Raw genomic sequence first — 19,672 nt, 5'->3', positions numbered from 1 at the left:
GGACCCTCGCCCCGGCCGGAGCAGACTCTCGCTCCGCTACAGCAGCGCCTTGTACAGGTGGTACTCCGTCGTCTCGTAGCCGAGTGACTCGTAGAGCCGCTCGGCCGGGGTGTTCCCCGCGAAGACGTTGAGGGCGATGCGGTCCATTCCGGCGGCCGCCGCCCGGGCCTCGGCGAGCCGCATGAGCGTCCGGCCGTGTCCGCGCCCGCGCCGGTCGGCGCGGACCCCCACGTCGTAGACGAAGGCGTGTCCGCCGCGCCGCCCCAGCCAGAGATCGCCCACGGGGACGCCCTCGTGCTCCAGGACGCTCAGCCACATGTTCGCGGTGCCGGGGCCCTGCGGCAGCGCGCCGCCGAAGTCGCGGTCGGCCTTGGCGAGCGCCTCGGCCTCCGGCACCCCGCGCCTGATCCAGTCCTCGGCGTAGTCGCGTCTGCCCGCCCGGTCCCAGATCTCGTACTCGTCCTGTGTCATGGGACGGTCGGCGCTGCCCGGGGGGAGGACGACCGCGGGCTCGTCGAGCGCCTTCTCCATGATGCGGTTGCGCAGGACGTAACCGAGCGCCCCGGTGAGCGCCCGGGCCGAGGTGGCGTCCCCGGGTACGGTCACGTCGATCTGCCGGCAGCCCCACCCGCGGGCGATCTCCTCCGCCGCCAGCGCGGCGACGGTGCCCCGGCCCCGGCCGCGGTCCGGCTCGTCGATGCGCAACTCGTGGATCCTGGCGGCGGGCGGCCCCGTGCCTGGTTCGGTGGCGAGGTGTACCCGGCCGACGGGACGGCTGTTCACGCACACCTGGTAGCGGCGCGAAAGCGTCCCGTCGGCGGCGCGATGAAGCGGCTCGGTCGGCCGCAGGGTGGTGGTCATCAGGGGTGTTGTACCCGCTGACGCGCGCGCCGTCAGCCCAATTACCCGGCGGCGGGGGGCCCGTGGCCTCCGGATCACCCGGCAGCGGTGGGTTCTTGGCCTCCGAATCATGCGGCTGCGGTGGGCCGCTGACCTCCGAATCACCCGGTCACAGAGGGCCGGTGGCCTCCGCAGCGGGTCAGGGGTCGAGGTCGTCCCCGGCCCGCTCGCCGAAGACGCGCATCGCCTTGGCGGTCACCGGGCCCGGCGCGCCCGGCAGTTCACGGGCGTCGACCCGGTGCACGGCCTGCACATCGCGCAGGGTGGACGTCAGGAAGATCTCGTCCGCGCGCTCCAGGACGTCGAGCGGGAGATCGGTCTCCTTGGCGCCGGTCCATTCGACCGCGAGGGCACGGGTGATGCCGGCGAGGCAGCCGGAGGCGACCGGCGGGGTGTGGATCTCACCGTCGAGGACGACGAAGACGTTCGACCCTGTGCCCTCGCAGAGTTGGCCCACCGTGTTGGCGAACAGCGCCTCGGACGCGCCGTGTTCACGCGCGCGGGCCAGGGCGACGACGTTCTCGGCGTACGAGGTGGTCTTGAGACCGGTCAGGGCGCCGCGCTCGTTGCGGGTCCAGGGGACGGTGACGACGGCCGTCGAGGCGGGGCGCGGGGCCGAGCCGCCGAGCGCGACGACGAGGGTGGGGCCGTGCTCTCCGCGGTCGGAGCCGAGCGGGCCGTGACCGCCGGTGTAGGTGATGCGGAGCCTGCCGAGCGGCATCGGGTTGGCGTCGAGGACGGCGGCGCAGGCCCGGCGCACCTCGTCGGCGTCGGGCTCGGGCAGGCCGAGGCCGCGTGCCGAGCGGGCCAGCCGGTCGAGGTGGCGGGTCAGCGCGAAGAGCCGGCCGTCGACCGCCTTCACGGTCTCGAAGATGCCGTCACCCACGGTCAGTCCGTGGTCGAAGACGGAGACGCGGGCGGCCTCGATGTCCTGGAGCCCGCCGTCGAGCCAAAGCTTCACTGGTCCTACCTCGCATGTGAATGTGCCGGAGTCGCGTCCGGCACGGCGTACCGGCCCCGGGCCCCGCGTCGTCCCCGGAACCGGGTCAGTCCGCGAGAGTCCCGTCACCCGCGTCGTACGTTCCCGACGCTACCGCGAGCAGCCGGGACGCCTTCAGCTCGGTCTCCCGCCACTCCCCCTCGGGGTCGGATCCCCAGGTGATGCCGGCCCCGGTGCCGAAGCGCAGCACGCCGTCGGCGCGGTCGATCCAGAACGTACGGATGCCCACGGCCAGCTCGCCCGTGCCCCGGTCGGCGTCGACCCAGCCGATGCCGCCGCAGTACGGGCCGCGCGGCGCGGTCTCCAGGGCCTCGATGATCCGCAGGGCGCTGGACTTCGGAGCGCCGGTGACGGAGCCGGGCGGGAAGGCCGCGGCCAGGAGTCCGGGCCAGCCGACGTCCTCGCGCAGTTCACCGCTGACGGTGGAGACGAGGTGCACGAGCCCGGGGTGCTTCTCGACTACGCACAGGTCGGGCACGGTCACCGTGCCGGTGGCGCAGACCTGGCCGATGTCGTTGCGGACGAGGTCCACGATCATCACGTTCTCGGCGTAGTCCTTCTCCAGCAGATCCGCCTCGGTGCGCCCGGTGCCCTTGATCGGGCCCGACTCGACGGAACGGCCCGCGCGGCGCACGAAGAGTTCCGGGGAGGCGGTGGCTGTCTCGACGCCGTGATCAGGCAGCCGAATCGTTCCGGCATACGGCGCCGGGTTGCCGCGGGCCAGCAGAGCGGTCAGCGCGTCGACGTCGGCGTCGGGCGGGACGGGCGCGGAGAGGACACGGCAGAGGTTCGCCTGGTAGACCTCGCCGGCCGCGATGTGCTCCCTGATGCGTCGCACACCGGCCGTGTACGCGGCGTGGTCGAGGGACGACGTCCAGTCGCCGGCCGCCGGGCCGTGCCACCGTCCGGGGACCGGGGCGGGCACCGGCTCCTCTCGTACGTCCCGGAAGCGGGCGCAGGTCAGACGCCCCTCGAAGTCGGCCGAGACGGCCCAGAAGCCGGACGAGTCCAGGGCCGCGGGATCGCCGGTGACATCGAGGAGGCCGGTCGCGACGAGGCCGCCGAAGCGGGCGAGAGGAGGGAGGTCGAGCACGCAGATGAGTCTAGGGCGGGTGTCCCGCGAGCGCCCTGGCCATGTCCCGGGGGGAACAGAGGGCAGCACGCTGCACAAACGCGTTTTTGTGCTGGCCCGGGAATCCGCTAGAGTTCAACACGTCGCCGGGACGCGCAAGCGAATCGGAAACGACAAGCGGACGTAGCTCAGTTGGTAGAGCGCAACCTTGCCAAGGTTGAGGTCGCCAGTTCGAACCTGGTCGTCCGCTCGCAGGAAGTGTGGGGGATCTTCGCGAACCCGCACTCCTGGTGGAGTGGCCGAGAGGCGAGGCAACGGCCTGCAAAGCCGTCTACACGGGTTCAAATCCCGTCTCCACCTCCAAGGACGATTAGCTCAGCGGGAGAGCGCTTCCCTGACACGGAAGAGGTCACTGGTTCAATCCCAGTATCGTCCACTGGTCCGCAAGGACCTGATCCGCGAGGATCCCCGCGCGATTAGCTCAGCGGGAGAGCGCTTCCCTGACACGGAAGAGGTCACTGGTTCAATCCCAGTATCGCGCACGCAGTACCAGCAGTGAGCGTGGCTCAGTCCGCGTGACCTGCGCGATTAGCTCAGCGGGAGAGCGCTTCCCTGACACGGAAGAGGTCACTGGTTCAATCCCAGTATCGCGCACCAGCAAAGCCCCCGGTCGTCTCGACGACCGGGGGCTTCGTCGTGGTCCGTGTGAGTCCGGACACGACGAAGGGGCTCCTCCGCTCGGGAGGGAGCCCCTTCGGCTCGTTCAGGACGAGAAGAGCATGTGGCCGAAGCTCTTGTGGCGGTGATGGCTGCCGTGACCGCCGTAGTGACCCCCGTGGCCGCCCTGACCACCGTGCTGCGGGGCACCCCACGCGGGGGCCGACGCCGACGGGTACGCCTGCGGAGCGCTCGGAGGCGGCGCGGGCTGGGACCACTGCCCCTCCACCCGGGTCAGCGCCTCGAGCTCGCCGTAGTCGAGAAAGATCCCTCGGCAGCCGCTGCACTGCTCGATCTGGACGCCATTGCGGTTGTACGTGTGCATCGGCGCATGGCATTTCGGACACTGCATGCTCGGCTCAACTCCTCGCCGGTCGGTACTGCTTCCGCCAGGACAGACACTGCCCGGCCTCGCTCGGTTGCACCCTACGTCGCGAAACCTCGGGTCAACTCGGTCGGGGCGGAGCTCATTCGGTCACACGCGTCGACCACGGCCTGCTGGACCTCGTCCAACGGCTCGTCCGCGGCCGCCGACTTGGTGACCGCCAGGGCCGCGGCCTGCACCGTGAGGGCGCGGGCCGCGACGTCCAGGGCGGGCCAGGGATCACCGTCGGCGGGAACGGCCGGGCCGCCCGCGTCGCGGTACGCGGTCAGGAAGCGGAGCCACTCCTCGGGCGGCAGCAGCCCGCAGGCGTACCAGGCGGCGGGGCGGGCCAGATCCCAGGTCGGGTCGCCGACGCCCAGGTCGTCCACGTCGATGAGCAGCCAGGGGCCGTCCGGCGCGGGGTGGCGTACGAGCTGGCCGAGGTGCAGGTCGCCGTGGCACAGGGTCGTGGTGTCCGGCATCGGGGTCTCGGCCCGCGCCCAGCCGGGCAGTGCGGCCCAGGCCCGCCGGACGGGGGCGGCGGCCGGGTGCGGGCCGGCCGCGCGCAGCCGGGCCATGGCGCGGGCGGCCTTGGCGGGCCCCCGCATGGGCGGCAGCCCGTCCGGCGCGGGAGCCCGGTGCAGACGGGCCAGCAGGGTCGCGGCCGCCTCCCAGGGAGCCGCGTCAGGAGCGTCGGGGTCGACGGGAGCGCCGTACGGCCAGCGGGTCACCCGGCGGCCGAGGAGGTCGGCGGGGGCCGGTTCCGACGGCGGCAGGAATATGCCGGGGAGGCGCGTGGCCACGGAGAGGCGGAGGCCGAGCTCGCGGGGTTCCGTGTCCGGCGCGTGTGCCTTGGCGACGAAGTCGCCGTGGCGGACCACGGTGCCGTCGCCGCGGTCCGCGAGGAGCGTGTCCTCGGCGCCGCAGGGGCAGGCTCCTCGGGGGCCGGGCACAGCCGGCACCGGATGAGCCGCGGCACGCGCCACGGCACCGAGCGCGGTGGGCAGGCTCTGCACGGTCACGGATCCCCCTGAACTGGACGACGGGCCTGCACGAACACCTGCCGGTGAGCGTACGCAGCGAACCCCGAACCCCCGCACCCGGCACCCGGCACCCGGCACCCGGCACCAAGACTCCCCGGCACCCCGCCTCCGAACGTCGAGACCTCGGCACTCCGGGACCCGCGCACTCCGGCACGCCGGGACGCCAGCACCCGAGGGCCTCAGGACCGCGTGACTGCGGCATCCCGAGACTCCGGCGCTCCAGGCCCGCGAGACTCGGCACCCCGACACCCGGCACCGCAACGCCCGCCGCCCGCCGCCGCACCCCGCGACGCCAGCACCCGAGAGCTCCGGCACCCCGACGCCTGTCGCCGCACCCGGGCACCCCGGCACCCCGGCACCCCAGGAGTCCTCGCCCCCGCCCCCGCGCTTCCGGGCCCGCCCCCGGGTAAAAAAGAGATGCCCGCGCAGCTCCCCAGCTGCGCGGGCATCTTCCTGCCGTCCGCCGCACCCCCGTCCCCACGGGGTTTCATGGCCGGATGTCCCCGCCCGGACCGCTCTTCCGGGCCTGGGGCGCCGCTCAGCGCCCCAGCATCACGCCCACGGACGACGCCTGTGTGACCACCGCGTCCCAGCCGCCGAAGACGACCACGAGCAGGGCCGCCAGGGGAAGGACCATCGCTGTCGCCACCAACGGGTGGCGCTGACCCTGGCGGGTGCCGAACGCGGCGGTGTAAACCCTGCGTCCCTGCGTGCGGAGCTCTGTCCGCGATGCCGTGTGGGCCATGGTCCCTCTCCTGACCGAGATTCTGTTGTGCCTGGCAGCGGCGGGTGTCTGACCTCGGGGGACGAGTGCTGCACCCGCCGCTTGACCTCAAATCTAGGCGTGGGACGACGCCGGGTCGTCATGCCCTCGTACCGATTGCCGGGCCTCCCGGAGGATGAGCCGTGACCTGCTGAGTACTACCGTGGGTGGAGACGTCGGCCCCGGTCTCAGGGTCTTCCCGGAGGGGACGCCCGATGCGCCCCTACTGTTCCGAGCTGTCCTCCCGGGGGACCGGCTGCTCGACGAGTGCCAGCACCCGAGTTGCCATGAAGCGGGCGGTCCGTACCACTGTTCCGTTTCGAGTGACTTCGCTCACTTCCACCACACCTCGGCGCACCGCCGTCTCCACCCGGCGGCCCGCCCTGCTCGCCACCACCTCGTATGTACGCGTCGTGTCCCCCGCGTCCACGACTATCTCCACGCGGTCACCCCTCACGGGCTCAATCCCCCTTCAGCGATGGATGGTTGGGATCGCAGCCGAGCCAAGGAGCCACCTCACGCACGCTCCCTGACCACCTCTCAAGTTTCCCACCCGGCACTGACAATCGATCGGAACGAGAGGGCGCGGCCTCTGCGCGCACCCGGCCGCGGAAACGTAAGCTGTGGCTCGTCAAACGGACCGGGCAGCGGGGATGGACATGGCGATGATGCGCCTGAGGCGCGAGGACCCGCGTGTCGTCGGCTCGTTCAGGCTTCACCGACGGCTCGGCGCGGGGGGCATGGGTGTGGTCTACCTGGGCTCCGACCGGCGTGGCCAGCGGGTCGCACTGAAGGTGATCCGGCCTGATCTGGCGGAGGATCAGGAGTTCCGTTCCCGGTTCGCGCGCGAGGTCTCGGCGGCACGGCGGATCAGGGGCGGCTGCACGGCACGGCTCGTAGCCGCCGACCTCGAGGCCGACCGGCCGTGGTTCGCCACGCAGTACGTGCCCGGCCCGTCCCTGCACGACAAGGTGGCCGAGGAGGGACCGCTGTCGGCCGCCGACGTGGCCGCCGTCGGCGCCGCCCTCTCCGAGGGGCTGGTCGCGGTGCACGAGGCCGGGGTGGTCCACCGCGACCTCAAGCCGTCCAACATCCTGCTGTCCCCGAAGGGACCGCGGATCATCGACTTCGGCATCGCGTGGGCGACGGGCGCCAGCACGCTCACCCATGTCGGCACGGCGGTCGGCTCCCCGGGCTTCCTGGCACCTGAGCAGGTGCGCGGTGTGGCCGTCACCCCGGCCACGGACGTGTTCGCGCTCGGGGCCACGCTCGCGTACGCGGCGACCCAGGACTCGCCCTTCGGCCAGGGCAGCTCCGAGGTGATGCTCTACCGCGTCGTCCACGAGGAGCCGCATCTGCACGGGGTCCCCGACGCGCTCGCGCCGCTCGTCCGGGCCTGCCTGGCGAAGGACCCGGAGGAGCGGCCCAGCACCCTCCAACTGTCCCTGCGGCTCAAGGAGATCGCCGCCCGCGAGGCCCAGGGCATGGCGGACACGCGGCCGCCCGCGCCGCGCTCGGACCCGGACCGGCCGACGGGCCGCCTGGCCGAGCAGTACGCCGAACAGCGCACCCAGCGGCGGCCGGGGGCCACTCCCCCGCCGCGCACCGGCGGCACGAACGGCGGATCGCGTTCGGGCTCGCGCCCGGCGCCCGTCCGCAACACCGGCCGCACCGGGAACAGGCCCGCCCCCCGCAGCGGCGCCGGGCGGCCCGGTCCGCGCACCACCGGCACCGGCAGGCGACCCGCCAACCCGCGCCTGCTGCGCCAGCGGCTCTTCGTGTTCGTGGTGGTGACACTGCTGGTCGCGCTCGGTATCGCGGCGGCCCAGGGGTGCCAGGGGCCGTCCCGCGGACTCGACGACAGCCCGCGCAAGCGCGTACACCAGCAACAGTCCGCGTCCGTGGCACAGCCGGCGGACGGCGCGATCGCCGATCCGTACCGGAGCGCGCCGCACAACGACGGCTAGGGCCGGTCGTCCGGACCCTGCCGCGCGGCTCGGGGTGCCGGCAGCACGCTGTGCGCCGGGCCGAGCCGACCGGAACCGCGGGAGCCGAGCCGACCTGGCCAGAACCGCCGGAGCCGAGCAGATCCGAACCGCAAAAGCAGCGCTCCGGCCCGGACCGCGGGGCCGGAGCGCTGCTCTCAGCTCTCGGGTCTGCCCGTCGCCACCGCGTAGAAGGCGACTGCGGCGGCCGCGCCGACGTTCAGGGAGTCGACGCCGTGGGCCATCGGGATGCGGACCCATTCGTCGGCGGCCATCAGGGCCCGGGTGGAGAGCCCGTCGCCCTCCGCGCCGAGCATCAGCGCGACCCGGTCCATCTTGTGCGGGGCGGCCTCGTCGAGGGACCTGGCCTTCTCGTCCGGGGTGAGGGCGAGCAGGTTGAACCCGGCGTCGCGCACCGACTCCAGGCCCTTGGGCCAGGTCTCCAGACGGGCGTAGGGGACCGAGAAGACCGCGCCCATCGAGACCTTCACCGAGCGGCGGTAGAGGGGGTCGGCGCAGTCCGGGGAGAGCAGTACCGCGTCCATGCCGAGGGCGGCCGCCGAGCGGAAGATGGCGCCGATGTTGGTGTGGTCGTTGACCGACTCCATGACGACGACCCGGCGCGCGGTCCGCAGCAGTTCCTCCGACGTCGGCAGCGGCTTGCGCTGCATGGAGGCGAGCGCTCCCCGGTGCACGTGATAGCCGGTGACCTGCTCGGCGAGCTCCGGGCTCACCGCGTAGACGGGTGCCGGGAGCTCGTCGATGACGTCGCGCATGACGTCGACCCACTTGGCGGACAGCAGCATCGAGCGCATCTCGTAGCCGGCGTCCTTGGCCCGTCTGATGACCTTCTCGCCCTCGGCGATGAACAGGCCCTCGGCGGGTTCGCGCTTGCGGCGCAGTTCCACGTCGGTCAGGCCCGTGTAGTCGCGCAGACGCGGGTCGTCGGGGTTGTCGACGGTGATGAGATCGGCCACAGGGTGATACTGCCTTGTCCTGGGTGCGGTGCCAACGGCTGGGAACGGGTTGGGTTACCCGGGGTTACTCGGGAATTCCGGGGCCGACGTCCACGACCTCGCCGATGACGATGACCGCGGGCGGCCGCACGTCCTCCGTGCGCACGGTCTCGGCGACGGTGGCCAGGGTGGCGTCGACCCGGCGCTGAGCCGCGGTCGTGCCCTCCTGGACGAGGGCGACGGGGGTGTCGGCCGGCTTGCCGTGCGCCACGAGCGTGTCGGCGATCTTGCCGATCTTGTCGACGCCCATGAGGACGACGAGGGTGCCGCGCAGCCTCGCGAGGGCGGGCCAGTCGACGAGGGAGCGCTCGTCGTCGGGGGCGACATGACCGCTGACCACGGTGAACTCGTGGGCGACACCCCGGTGGGTGACCGGGATGCCCGCCGCGCCCGGGACCGAGATCGAGCTGGAGATGCCGGGGACGACCGTGCAGGCGATGCCCGCCTCGGCCAGCGCCTGGGCCTCCTCCATGCCCCGGCCGAAGACGAACGGGTCTCCGCCCTTGAGCCGGACGACGGACTTGCCCTGCCTCGCGTGCTCGATGAGCGCGTTGTTGATGGCCTCCTGGGCCATGAACCGGCCGTACGGGATCTTCGCCGCGTCGATCACCTCGACGTGCGGCGGGAGTTCGGCGAGCAGGTCACGGGGGCCGAGACGGTCGGCGATGACGACGTCGGCCTCGGCGAGCAGCCGGCGGCCGCGGACCGTGATCAGGTCGGGGTCGCCGGGGCCGCCGCCGACCAGGGCGACGCCGGGGGTACGGGTGCGGTGGTGCGGGGCGACGAGCGTGCCGTCGCGCAGGCCCTCGACCACGGCGTCGCGGATGGCGGCGGTGTGCCGGGGGTCGCGGCCCTTGGCGTCGGTGGTGAGGACGGCGACGGTCACGCCCTCGCTGTGGCCGGTGGCCGGGGTCCAGGCGGTCGCCGCGTCGGCGTCGTCCGAGCGGACGCACCAGACGCGGTGGCGCTCCGCCTCGGCGGAGGCGTCGGCACTCGCCCTCGGGTCGCTCGTGGCGATGAGCGCGTACCAGGCGTCGGCGAGGTCGCCCTCCTCGTACGGGCGCCTCGTCCACGTGATCTCGCCCGCGTCGGCCATCGCCTCGACGGACGGGGTCGCCTCGGGTGACACGAGGTGGATGTCCGCACCCGCCGCGATGAGCGCGGGAAGCCGGCGCTGGGCCACCTGGCCACCGCCGAGGACGACGACGCGACGGCCGGCGAGACGCAGGCCTACGGGGTAGGCGGGGTGTTCGGCCATGGAGGTGCGGCTCCTCGTACGGGCAGGCGGTGCGGTGGGCGCTGCGGCTCTGGAGCGGCCCTGACGTGGGGTTATTCGGTACGGGTCCAGCGTACGGCGGGGTGGGGCGGGCAGCTCGGGACGCCTGCCCACCCCACCCCGGTCCGTCGGTCTACTTCTCGGTCACCCCGGCCGAGTCGAACGTCGCGACCTCGTGCATCGCCCGGGCCGCGCTCTGCACGATGGGCAGGGCGAGCAGGGCGCCGGTGCCCTCGCCCAGACGCAGGTCGAGGTCGATCAGCGGGCGCAGGCCCAGCTTGTTCAGGGCGGCCACGTGACCGGGCTCCGCGCTGCGGTGACCGGCGATGCAGGCGGCCAGGACCTCGGGGGCGATGGCACGCGCCACCAGTGCGGCGGCTCCCGCGCTGACCCCGTCCAGGATCACCGGCGTCCGCAGGGACGCGCCGCCGAGGAGCAGGCCGACCATGGCGGCGTGTTCCAGGCCGCCGATCGCCGCGAGGACGCCGATCGGGTCCGCCGGGTCCGGCTGGTGGAAGTCGATCGCGCGGCGGACGACCTCGGTCTTGCGGGCCAGGGTCTCGTCGTTGATGCCGGTGCCGCGGCCCGTCACCTCGGCGGGGTCGGCACCGGTGAAGACGGAGATCAGGGCCGCCGAAGCGGTCGTGTTGGCGATGCCCATCTCACCGGTCAGCAGCGCCTTGTTGCCCGCGGCCACCAGGTCGCGGGCCGTCTCGATGCCCACCTCCAGCGCGGCGACGACCTCTTCCCGGGTCATGGCGGGACCGGTGGTCATGTCGGCGGTGCCCGCGCGGACCTTGCGCGGCAGCAGGCCCGGCGTGGCCGGCAGGTCGGAGGCGACACCCACGTCGACGACGCAGACCTCGGCGCCCACCTGGTTGGCGAACGCGTTGCAGACCGCGCCGCCGCCGAGGAAGTTGGCCACCATCTGGCCGGTGACCTCCTGCGGCCAGGGGGTGACGCCCTGCGCGTGGACTCCGTGGTCACCGGCGAAGATCGCGACGGCGGCCGGCTCCGGGATCGGCGGCGGGCACATCCGGGACAGGCCCGACAGCTGCGCGGAGATGATCTCCAGCATGCCGAGGGCGCCCGCGGGCTTGGTCATCCGCTTCTGGCGCTCCCACGCCTCGCCGAGCGCCTTGGCGTCCAGCGGGCGGATGTTGCCGACGGTCTCGGCGAGCAGGTCGTGCGGCTCCTCACCGGGCAGGGCCCGGCGGCCGTACGTCTCCTCGTGCACGACCCACGACAGGGGGCGGCGCTTGGACCAGCCGGCCTGCATCAGCTCGGGCTCCTCCGGGAACTCGTCGACGTACCCGACGCACAGGTAGGCGACGACCTCCAGGTGCTCGGGCAGTCCGAGGGCGCGGACCATCTCCCGCTCGTCGAAGAAGCTGACCCACCCGACGCCGAGGCCCTCGGCACGCGCGGCGAGCCAGAAGTTCTCCACGGCGAGCGCGGCGGAGTACGGGGCCATCTGCGGCTGGGTGTGCCGGCCCAGGGTGTGGCGGCCGCCGCGGGTCGGGTCGGCGGTGACGACGACGTTGACCGGGGTGTCGAGGATGGCCTCGATCTTCATTTCCTTGAACTGCTTGGCACGGCCCTTGGGGAGCGACTTGGCGTACGCCTCCCGCTGGCGCTGGGCGAGTTCGTGCATGCTGCGCCGGGTGTCGGCGGAGCGGATGACGACGAAGTCCCACGGCTGGGAGTGCCCGACGGACGGAGCCGTGTGCGCGGCCTCCAGGACGCGCAGGAGCACGTCGTGCGGGATCGGGTCGCTGCGGAAGCCGTTGCGGATGTCGCGGCGCTCACGGATCACGCGCAGGACGGCCTCGCGTTCGGCGTCGTTGTAGCCGGGGGCCGCCTGACCGGTGGACTCGCGTACGTCTTCCACCAACGCCGTGCTCTCTTCCTGGTCGGCGACCTGCGTGCGCAGGTCGTCCGCTTGCTGTGCGGCCATGGGTTCCGGCTCCGCGGTGAACGGCTGCGCCACCGGCGTGGGCTCGGCCTCCGCTTCCCGGGGCGCGGGCACGGACGCCTGCGCGAACGGCTCGGCCTCCGCCACGGGTGCCTCCTCGGCCGGGACGGGTGCCGTCGCGGCCACGGGTTCCCCGGCCGCCGGCTGCTCCTCCACGGGCGCCGGAGCCACGGTCACGCCGTGCGGCGGGGTCGGGACCGGGACCGGGTGCGCAGTCGTCGGCACCGTGCCGTCCACGGGCGTGAACCCGCCGAGGCTCCGGTCCGCCTGGGGAGCGCCGGCGAATCCGGGGGCACCCGTAGCGTCCAGGGCGCTCTCGGTGTACTGCTCGCCGTGGTGCGGGTCGCCGGCGGCCCGGTCCGCGGCGGCGATGGCACCCGTCCCGGCCTGAGCGGCCACGCCCACGGGTACCGCCTGCGGGACCTCGGTGGTGCCGGGCACGGACGGGGCGGCGGCGTCGTGGGAGAAGGCGGCGTCCTCGGGAAGGGCGGCGCCGTTCTCGGCCACGAAGGGCTGGTCGGTGAACTGCGGGGCCCCGACCTCGTCGAGGGCGATGTCCGGTCCGCCCTGGGCGGCTTCCGCCGAGCGGGCGGAGAGCGCCGACAGCGCCGACTCCGGGGTCTCGTAGGCATGCGGTACCGGAGCGGCGGACGGCTCGGCGCCGGGCAGGGACGCCTCGTCCACGGCGAGGACAGCCGGTTCCGGCATGTGGACGGCCGGCTCGGCGAACCCGGTCTCCTGGACCGACGGCGCGGCCGAGCCGGCTCCGTCGGTGTCCTGGCCGACGGGCTGCGCGAGGACCTGAACGGCGTCCTCGGCGGGCGCGAGGCTCTCGGCCCCGGCGAGCGGCTGCGCGTGCCCGCCGGCCCCGGTGATCTGCGCGGGTACGGCCTCGGGCACGGGCGTCTGAGCCTCGGTCGCGGCCCGCACCGGTTCCCCGGCGGGGTCCGGCGCGCCCAGGGTGTCCTGGAACCGGGGGCCGTCGGGAACGGGCGGGACGAGCGAGCCGTCCGGGGCGGGCACGGCTTCGGGAGCCCGGCCGTCCGTCCGGTCCTGGAGGTCGAAGGTCATCTCGTCGGCCTGCGGTGCCGGTGCCTGAGCGGCTTCGGGCGCCGCGGCCGGGTCGTGCGCGAAGGGCGCCGCCTCGAAAGCGGGTGCCGGCTCGGCCTCGGCGGCCTGCGGTGCCTCGGGGGCGGGTACGGGCTCCTGGCCGGCCACGGACGCGTGCGGCTGAGCCGCCGCCGGGACGTGCGACTCGGCGGCCGGGATCTCGCCGGCGACCGGCACGGCCTCCCACGGCACCGCGCTCTGCGACAGGGCTTCGCTCGGCTGGGCCACGTCAAGGTACTCGGGGCCGACGGTCGGCGGGCCCACTTGGCGCAGCGGGGTGACCGGGGTGGCCACGGAGATCCGGCGGGCGCCCGCGGGGCCGCGGTCGGCCAGCGAGCGCACCGGGCTGGAGGAAACGTCCGGCGTGGGCGGGCCGAGGTGCAGCGGACGGCGCGGCGTCACGGGCTGCGGGACCGGCTGCGCATGCAGGGGCACGGGACTCGGCGCGCGCACGGCGCCGAGGTCGATCGCGCCGGTGTCACGTCCGTCGGTCTCGTGCGGGCCGGGTTCGTCGGTGAAGGGCATCGGGGCCGGCGGCGGCACCTCGTTGCCCCAGGCGCCCTGGGCGCCGGGCGCGCCCGGCAGCAGAAGGAGGTCGTCCTCCTCCTCGACGGGGGCCTCGGAGGTGTCGAGGTAGGTGTACGCGCCCGGCGTGGTGACGCCCGGCTGCTCCACCATGCCTGCGCTCTCCGGCAATCCCTCGCCCGGGACCTGGCCGGTGTCGGTCATGCGTACCCCTCGCCCATCGGTTAGTGCTCCAAAGTCCAGCTCGCCCGGAACGGCGCACCGACCGCCCCACAGTGAAGAACGAGCGTGCGTGCCCAGCGGCACGTACGACCGGCCAACAAAGACGACAAAGCCATTAACTGGCATTGTCCCGGTCATCCCGCCCTCGCGACAGCGTGATCCGCGAGTGCCCGCTGTGGACTGCGCCACGTTGCGCGTCCTCCGGTTCTGCCGTACCACACACGCCTCAAAACGGGCGGGTTTTCCGGACATTGACCTACGAAAGGCCGACCCCCCGGGAGCGGTACAACGATCGGCCAGCCTACCGCGCGCGGTACGACAACAGGATCACGGGGCGCGATCCGGCAGACGGCCGCTGAGCAGGAACGCGACGCTCCGCTCCTTCTCCGTCCAGGCCCGTGTATCGAGTTCGACGGACTGAATGAGCGCGCACTCGACGTCGTAGCCGTGTTCGGTCAGATCGCGGCCGATGAGTTCGGCGGCGTCACGGGTCGCGGCGTGCGCGACGATGCGCTGGGGCCGGCGGTCCGCGACCGCCGAGACGACGGCCGCTCCCCCTCCGCCGACCCTCACGACATCGGGTTCGGGCAGGTCTTCCAGCGCGTGCGGGGCGCTGCCGTGGACGATCTGCATCTGCACGCCGTAGCGGCGGGCCGAGTGCTCGGTGCGGGCGCAGGCGCCCGGACTGCGGTCGACCGCGATGACGGCGGCACCGGTACGGGCTGCCTCGGTGGCGAAGGCGCCGCTGCCGGAGCCGATGTCCCAGACGAGGTCGCCGACGCGTGGTCCCAGCCGGGCGAGTTGGGCGGCGCGCAGCAGATCCGTCTCGCCCTCGCCGAGCGCGCCGCCGTACGCCCCGGCGGGCAGCGCCCAGCCGCGCGGTCCGGCGCCGGGCTCCCGGCCGGCGATCCAGCCGCCGCCCTCGGCCGCGGCCACGAATCCGCCGATGACGATCACGACGTTCGGATCGCGCCAGGTGTGGTCGGCCGCCTTGTCGGAGGTGAGGATCGTGACCTGTTCCCGGACGGTGCCGAGTTCCTCGCAGATGACGAAGGTGCGGTGCACTCCTTCGAGGAGCAGCCCGAGTTCGGCGGGTCCGGCGCCTGGTGAGGTGAGGACCGCGACTTTGGTGTGGGCTCGGCATACATTCACCGCGCGTCGCAGGGTGCGGCTGTGTGCGACAACTACTTGTGCGTCATCCCAGGGCATTCCGGCGCGGGCGAAGGCGGTGGCCACGGCGGAGACGGCGGGCACCACCTCGACCTCCAGGCCGAACTCGGGTGCGCGCAGGATCCGTACGATGCCGAAGAATCCGGGGTCCCCGTCGGCGAGGACGACGGCGGTGCCCCGGTGGCCCGCGATCCGTCGGGCGGCGAGTGCGACGCTGCCGAGCCGGACGCGTTCGGCGCCCTCGGGCACTTCGGGGAGTTCGAGATGGTGGGCCGCGCCGGCCACCAGCGTGGCGGCACCGAGAGCCGAGCGCGCCGCGGCGGTCAGCGGCGAGCCGTCCCAGCCGATCACCGTGACCCGGTCGGCCATCGTCGTCAGTCTCCAGAAGGTCTTCGCAGGTCTCAGGTGCAGCCCGGACGGGCCTGGTGAGGGTACCCCGGTGCGGCCCGGCGGGCGCGTGCCGGTCGGCGTGGCGCCGGAGCGGTCCCGCCGTGCCAGGACGGCGGCCCGGGTCCACCGGACCGGGATCCGGTGCGGTGATTCCCGTACACCCATGTGACCCGGCGCGAACGTATACGACTCGCCGTGACCGTACGCGACCCGTCGTGACGGTTCTCCCTCACCGGAGCGGGCACCGCGCAGGAGGTGCCGTGGGCAGCCCGGTTCCGTCAGGTCCCCTCCGCGCCGGCCGTCTCAGTTCCAGTCGTTGAAGGAGGCGTAGCCGCCCGAGTCGGTGAGGTGGCCGTCCATGCCGTCGAGGTCCTCGGGCAGCAGGCTCCACACGATGAAGTCGGTGCGCAGGTCGACCCAGGTGCCGGCCTCGGTCCGGGTGCGCGCTATGCAGGCGTTGCGGAGCACACCCTCGCTGATGCAGCCGATCTTCTGGGCCACCTGCTGCGAGGCGGTGTTGCCCGCGGCCGTGCGCAGTTCCACGCGCTCGAACTTCTGCTCACGGAACAGCCATCGCGCGGTGGCGAGGGCGGCCTCGGACGCGTAGCCCTCGCCGCGCGCCCAGGGGGCGACGATGTAGGACAGCTCGGTGGAGCGGACCCGCCAGTTGGTCTTGCCGAGCTGGATCACACCGACCAGGCGCTGGGTGAGGAACTCGGTGACGGCGAGGTCGAGTCCACGTCCCCCGGCGCGTTCCGTGGGCGCGTAGTCGGTGATCCAGTCGTGGGCACCGTCCTCGGTGAACGGCTGCGGGATCGATGTCCAGGCCGCCACCATCTCGTCGTTCATCATCTCCGTCAGCGCGGGCACGTCGTCCTCGTCGAGCGCACGCAGGACCAACCGCTCCGTGCTGATGGAGATGTCGGGGAAGGTGCTCGTCATGCGACGCTCCGTAACCGTCGGGGACTTCGGACCTGATGTACCGTCGGGTCCGCTGAACTGCCCAGCATGCAGCATGAAACCACTGAACGGCACAACGGGGTCCACTCCGGGTAATGGAGTGGACCCCGTGCGGTGACGAGTCGGGCCGCGGGCCGCGAATCGGCCCGGCCGCCGGTCTACTTGAACGACGGAATGACGGATCCGGCGTACTTGTCCTCGATGAACTTCTTGACCTCGGGCGAGGTGAGGAGCTTGGCGAGCTTCTTCACGCGCGGGTCGTTCTCGTTGCCCTTCTTGACGGCGAGGAAGTTTCCGTACGGGTTGTTCGTCGCCGACTCCAGGAAGAGGGCGTCCTCGGCGGGCTTGAGGCCCGAGGATATGGCGTAGTTGCCGTTGATCACCGCGGCGTCCACATCGTCCAGGGAGCGCGGGGTCTGAGCCGCCTCGACCTCCTTGAACTTGAGGTTCTTGGGGTTCTTGGAGATGTCCCGCGGGGTCGCCTCGCTGCCGGCGCCGTCCTTGAGGGTGATGAGCCCCTTGGACGCGAGCAGCTTCAGGGCACGGGCCTCGTTCACGGCGTCGTTCGGCACGGCGACGGTCGCGCCGCTCTTCAGGGCGTCGGCGCTCTTCACCTTGTGGGAGTAGAGGCCGAGCGGCTCCAGGTGCACCGTGACGACGGGCACGATGTGGGTGCCGCGCTTGTTGTTGAAGTCGTCGAGGTACGGCTGGTTCTGGAAGTAGTTGGCGTCGACCGAGCCGTCCTCGGTGGCCGTGTTGGGCACGATGTAGTCCTGGAACTCCTTGACCTCGAGGTCGAGGCCCGCCTTCTTCGCCAGGTTCTTCTTGATGAAGTTCAGGATCTCGGCGTGGGGAACCGGGCTGGCCGCGACGATGAGCGGGCCGCTGGTGTCGGAGGCGGTGGAGTCCTTGTCCGAGCCGCAGGCGGAGAGACCGAGGGTGAGGGCTCCGGCGGCGAGGACGGCGGTGGTGATCTTGGCAGTGTTACGCACGAAAAGTGCCTTTCCTGAGGGGTGGAGCGACCCCGTCATGGGGTGGACGGGGAAATCTGCGGATAGGACCGGGGACCGCTCGTGGGTCCGCGGTGGTTCAGGCGGCCTCGCCGACGTCCGCGGCCGCGGGCCGACGGGACTTCAGGAGGCGCAGCCTCGGGGCGGGGCCGGAGTGGCCGGCGCGGCGGTCCAGGGTGCGGGCCGCGTAGTCGCCGCCGAACTGGATGGCCGAGATGACCACGGCGAGGATGGCGACGATGATCCACATCAGCTCGGTCTCGAAGCGCTGGTAGCCGTAGCGGATGGCGAGGTCGCCCAGTCCGCCGGCGCCGACCGTGCCGGCCATCGCGGAGTAGCCGATGAGGGCCACGACGGTGGTGGTCGCCGAGGAGATCAGCGACGGCAGCGACTCGGGGACGAGCACCTTGCGGACGATGGTCCAGGTGTTGCCGCCCATCGCCTGGACGGCCTCGACGAGGCCGCCGTCCACTTCCCGGACGGCCGTCTCGACCAAGCGCGCGAAGAACGGGATCGCGCCGATCGCGAGCGGCACGATGGCGGCCTCACGGCCGATGGTCGTACCGGTGATCCACCGCGTGAACGTCATCAGCGCGACCATCAGGATGATGAACGGCATCGAGCGGGCGACGTTCACGACCTGTCCGACGACCTTGTTGGCGACGACGTTCTGCAACAGGCCGCCGCGGTCCGTCAGCACCAGCAGGACACCGAGCGGCAGGCCGCCGACGATCGCGATGAGCGTGGACCAGCCGACCATGTAGAGCGTGTTCCAACACTCCTCGGACAGCAGCGGCCGCATCTCGGACCAGTTCACTTGGCACCTTCCCCGACCAGCACGGGCTGCTGGCCCTGGATGTCGATCTGGAGGCCCTGCTCGCGCAGGAATCCGATCGGCACGACGTTCTCCTCGTAGCGGCCGGGCAGTTCGATGCGCATCCGGCCGACCTGGCGTCCCGCGACGGTGTCCATCGCGGCGCCGAGGATCGAGATGTCGATGTTGTAGGTGCGCGAGAGCTGCGAGATCACCGGCTGGGTGGCCGACTCCCCGTGGAAGGTGACGTCGATGACGGTGCGGTCGTCGCCCGAGGCGGTGCCGCTGACCGGGAAGAGGGCCGAGGCCAGTACGGAGCCGGGCGTCGCGAGCAGCTCGCTGACGGTGCCGGACTCGACGATGCGGCCCTTGTCCATCAGCGCGGCCGAGTCGCAGACCGTCTTGACGACGTCCATCTCGTGGGTGATGAGCAGGACGGTCAGGCCCAGTTCGCGGTTCAGGTCGCGCAGCAGCTGGAGGATGGAGCGGGTGGTCTCCGGGTCGAGGGCGCTGGTCGCCTCGTCGGAGAGCAGCACCTTCGGGTCGCCGGCCAGCGCCCGGGCGATGCCGACGCGCTGCTTCTGGCCGCCGGAGAGCTGCGCGGGGTACACCTTGGCCTTGTCGGAGAGCCCGACCAGGTCGAGGAGTTCGAGCGCCTTGCGGCTGCGCTCCTTCCCGGACACGCCGAGAATCTCGAGCGGCAGCTCGACGTTCTCCTGGACGGTCCGAGAGGACACCAGGTTGAAGTGCTGGAAGACCATGCCGATCCGGGTGCGCGCCAGGCGCAGTTCCCGGCCGGCGCGCGGACCGCGCCCGACGAGGGCGGTGAGGTCCTGCCCGGCGACGGTGACCGTGCCGGAGGTGGGACGCTCCAGGAGGTTGACGCAGCGGATGAGCGAGGACTTGCCGGCGCCGGACTGTCCGATGACGCCGTACACCTCGCCTTCGCGGACATGCAGATCGACGCCGTCTAGGGCGGTCACTTCACGGCCGCGCGAGCGGTAGACCTTGGTCAGGCCCGTTGTCGTGATCACTGGGGATTCCGTCACTGTCGAGTGCGGGGCGTGGGTGTGCGCCGGGCACGGGTGCATTCGGTCGGAACGCGGCACGGTTCTCGCGATGGCGATGGAACCGGAAGGAGAACGTGTGCGCGGGGCAGCCCGGTCACGTACGCGGTACGGACACAGGGCGCGGCGATCCCGCTTCGGGGCGCGGGATCAGGCGGTGGTGCGAGGGCCCTCTAGCAGGCGCACATTCGACACATACAACGAGCACCGGGCGTCGTGGTCGCCTCGGTCGCAAGGATGCGGTAGCTCGTCGTGGTCATGGAAGGAAGTAAAGCAGACCGGGGGCGGGGTAC

16 protein-coding genes and 5 tRNA genes are annotated in these 19,672 nt (G+C 72.5%); 6 read left to right on the top strand and 15 right to left on the bottom strand.

What is annotated here, in order from left to right:
- Positions 1-36: 36 nt before the first annotated feature.
- The 3 genes from ABZV42_RS21170 to ABZV42_RS21160 all read right to left on the bottom strand — a co-directional run bounded on the left by ABZV42_RS21170 (position 37) and on the right by ABZV42_RS21160 (position 2,993).
- On the bottom strand, positions 37-861 hold the full coding sequence (locus ABZV42_RS21170) for a GNAT family N-acetyltransferase (protein WP_355978278.1): 825 nt from the start codon (positions 859-861) through the stop codon (positions 37-39).
- Between the two features lie 178 nt (positions 862-1,039).
- Positions 1,040-1,861 carry an aminodeoxychorismate lyase gene (locus ABZV42_RS21165; protein ID WP_355978280.1) on the bottom strand — a complete coding sequence of 274 codons (822 nt, stop codon included), beginning with the start codon at positions 1,859-1,861 and terminating at the stop codon, positions 1,040-1,042.
- Positions 1,862-1,946: 85 nt separating this feature from the next.
- Complete coding sequence (locus ABZV42_RS21160; RefSeq protein WP_355978282.1) at positions 1,947-2,993, bottom strand: chorismate-binding protein; 1,047 nt, start codon at positions 2,991-2,993, stop codon at positions 1,947-1,949.
- A 156-nt stretch (positions 2,994-3,149) separates the two neighbouring features.
- On the opposite strand from ABZV42_RS21160, the gene ABZV42_RS21155 reads away from it, so the two are divergent.
- From ABZV42_RS21155 to ABZV42_RS21135, 5 genes are all read left to right on the top strand, one after another.
- Positions 3,150-3,222, top strand: a tRNA-Gly gene (locus ABZV42_RS21155).
- A 39-nt stretch (positions 3,223-3,261) separates the two neighbouring features.
- Positions 3,262-3,335 (top strand) — tRNA-Cys (locus tag ABZV42_RS21150).
- Between the two features lies 1 nt (position 3,336).
- Positions 3,337-3,408, top strand: a tRNA-Val gene (locus ABZV42_RS21145).
- A 34-nt stretch (positions 3,409-3,442) separates the two neighbouring features.
- Positions 3,443-3,514: transfer RNA gene (locus tag ABZV42_RS21140), tRNA-Val, on the top strand.
- A 40-nt stretch (positions 3,515-3,554) separates the two neighbouring features.
- A tRNA-Val gene (locus tag ABZV42_RS21135) sits at positions 3,555-3,629 on the top strand.
- Positions 3,630-3,735: 106 nt separating this feature from the next.
- On the opposite strand, the gene ABZV42_RS21130 is transcribed toward ABZV42_RS21135, so the two are convergent.
- The 4 genes from ABZV42_RS21130 to ABZV42_RS21115 all read right to left on the bottom strand — a co-directional run bounded on the left by ABZV42_RS21130 (position 3,736) and on the right by ABZV42_RS21115 (position 6,316).
- Positions 3,736-4,041, bottom strand: coding sequence for a zf-TFIIB domain-containing protein (locus tag ABZV42_RS21130; protein ID WP_355978284.1), 306 nt, complete (start codon positions 4,039-4,041; stop codon positions 3,736-3,738).
- A gap of 74 nt (positions 4,042-4,115) precedes the next feature.
- The gene (locus tag ABZV42_RS21125) at positions 4,116-5,015 is read right to left on the bottom strand and encodes an aminoglycoside phosphotransferase family protein (RefSeq protein WP_355978422.1); all 900 of its coding nucleotides are present in this window, start codon (positions 5,013-5,015) and stop codon (positions 4,116-4,118) included.
- A gap of 619 nt (positions 5,016-5,634) precedes the next feature.
- Entirely contained in the window at positions 5,635-5,841 is a 207-nt protein-coding gene (locus tag ABZV42_RS21120) for a hypothetical protein (protein WP_355978286.1), read from the bottom strand.
- Positions 5,842-6,082: 241 nt separating this feature from the next.
- The gene (locus ABZV42_RS21115) at positions 6,083-6,316 is read right to left on the bottom strand and encodes a hypothetical protein (protein WP_326788867.1); all 234 of its coding nucleotides are present in this window, start codon (positions 6,314-6,316) and stop codon (positions 6,083-6,085) included.
- Positions 6,317-6,512: 196 nt separating this feature from the next.
- Between ABZV42_RS21115 and ABZV42_RS21110 the strand changes: the two genes are divergently transcribed.
- Positions 6,513-7,826, top strand: coding sequence for a protein kinase (locus ABZV42_RS21110; protein ID WP_356053130.1), 1,314 nt, complete (start codon positions 6,513-6,515; stop codon positions 7,824-7,826).
- Between the two features lie 176 nt (positions 7,827-8,002).
- On the opposite strand, the gene ABZV42_RS21105 is transcribed toward ABZV42_RS21110, so the two are convergent.
- The 8 genes from ABZV42_RS21105 to ABZV42_RS21070 all read right to left on the bottom strand — a co-directional run bounded on the left by ABZV42_RS21105 (position 8,003) and on the right by ABZV42_RS21070 (position 19,403).
- The gene (locus tag ABZV42_RS21105; RefSeq protein WP_355978291.1) at positions 8,003-8,821 is read right to left on the bottom strand and encodes an RNA methyltransferase; all 819 of its coding nucleotides are present in this window, start codon (positions 8,819-8,821) and stop codon (positions 8,003-8,005) included.
- A 64-nt stretch (positions 8,822-8,885) separates the two neighbouring features.
- Positions 8,886-10,118 carry a uroporphyrinogen-III C-methyltransferase gene (gene cobA / locus ABZV42_RS21100; RefSeq protein ID WP_355978294.1) on the bottom strand — a complete coding sequence of 411 codons (1,233 nt, stop codon included), beginning with the start codon at positions 10,116-10,118 and terminating at the stop codon, positions 8,886-8,888.
- Between the two features lie 151 nt (positions 10,119-10,269).
- Complete coding sequence (gene cobT / locus ABZV42_RS21095; RefSeq protein ID WP_356053099.1) at positions 10,270-13,950, bottom strand: nicotinate-nucleotide--dimethylbenzimidazole phosphoribosyltransferase; 3,681 nt, start codon at positions 13,948-13,950, stop codon at positions 10,270-10,272.
- Positions 13,951-14,295: 345 nt separating this feature from the next.
- Complete coding sequence (gene cbiE, locus ABZV42_RS21090; protein ID WP_355978300.1) at positions 14,296-15,507, bottom strand: precorrin-6y C5,15-methyltransferase (decarboxylating) subunit CbiE; 1,212 nt, start codon at positions 15,505-15,507, stop codon at positions 14,296-14,298.
- A gap of 324 nt (positions 15,508-15,831) precedes the next feature.
- Complete coding sequence (locus ABZV42_RS21085) at positions 15,832-16,470, bottom strand: GNAT family N-acetyltransferase (protein ID WP_355978303.1); 639 nt, start codon at positions 16,468-16,470, stop codon at positions 15,832-15,834.
- Between the two features lie 176 nt (positions 16,471-16,646).
- Complete coding sequence (locus ABZV42_RS21080; RefSeq protein ID WP_355978305.1) at positions 16,647-17,480, bottom strand: MetQ/NlpA family ABC transporter substrate-binding protein; 834 nt, start codon at positions 17,478-17,480, stop codon at positions 16,647-16,649.
- Positions 17,481-17,577: 97 nt separating this feature from the next.
- A complete protein-coding gene (locus ABZV42_RS21075) occupies positions 17,578-18,315 on the bottom strand; it encodes a methionine ABC transporter permease (protein ID WP_356053097.1) in 738 nt (245 codons plus the stop codon).
- Entirely contained in the window at positions 18,312-19,403 is a 1,092-nt protein-coding gene (locus tag ABZV42_RS21070; protein ID WP_355978426.1) for an ATP-binding cassette domain-containing protein, read from the bottom strand. Before ABZV42_RS21070 ends, ABZV42_RS21075 begins: the two co-directional genes overlap by 4 nt.
- Positions 19,404-19,672 lie beyond the last annotated feature (269 nt).

It is taken from the genome of Streptomyces sp. NPDC005281 (genome assembly GCF_040607495.1).
GTDB lineage: Bacteria > Actinomycetota > Actinomycetes > Streptomycetales > Streptomycetaceae > Streptomyces.
This window is presented reverse-complemented; position numbering and strand designations above follow the sequence as displayed.

Bases quoted from the DNA above. Each gene is read 5' to 3' on its own strand.
- ABZV42_RS21170 (WP_355978278.1), bottom strand. From the start codon at position 861: ATGACCACCACCCTGCGGCCGACCGAGCCGCTTCATCGCGCCGCCGAC.
- ABZV42_RS21070 (WP_355978426.1), bottom strand. From the start codon at position 19,403: ATGCACCCGTGCCCGGCGCACACCCACGCCCCGCACTCGACAGTGACG.
- ABZV42_RS21110 (WP_356053130.1), top strand. From the start codon at position 6,513: ATGGACATGGCGATGATGCGCCTGAGGCGCGAGGACCCGCGTGTCGTC.
- cbiE (WP_355978300.1), bottom strand. From the start codon at position 15,507: ATGGCCGACCGGGTCACGGTGATCGGCTGGGACGGCTCGCCGCTGACC.
- ABZV42_RS21085 (WP_355978303.1), bottom strand. From the start codon at position 16,470: ATGACGAGCACCTTCCCCGACATCTCCATCAGCACGGAGCGGTTGGTC.
- ABZV42_RS21130 (WP_355978284.1), bottom strand. From the start codon at position 4,041: ATGCAGTGTCCGAAATGCCATGCGCCGATGCACACGTACAACCGCAAT.
- cobA (WP_355978294.1), bottom strand. From the start codon at position 10,118: ATGGCCGAACACCCCGCCTACCCCGTAGGCCTGCGTCTCGCCGGCCGT.
- cobT (WP_356053099.1), bottom strand. From the start codon at position 13,950: ATGACCGACACCGGCCAGGTCCCGGGCGAGGGATTGCCGGAGAGCGCA.
- ABZV42_RS21120 (WP_355978286.1), bottom strand. From the start codon at position 5,841: ATGGCCCACACGGCATCGCGGACAGAGCTCCGCACGCAGGGACGCAGG.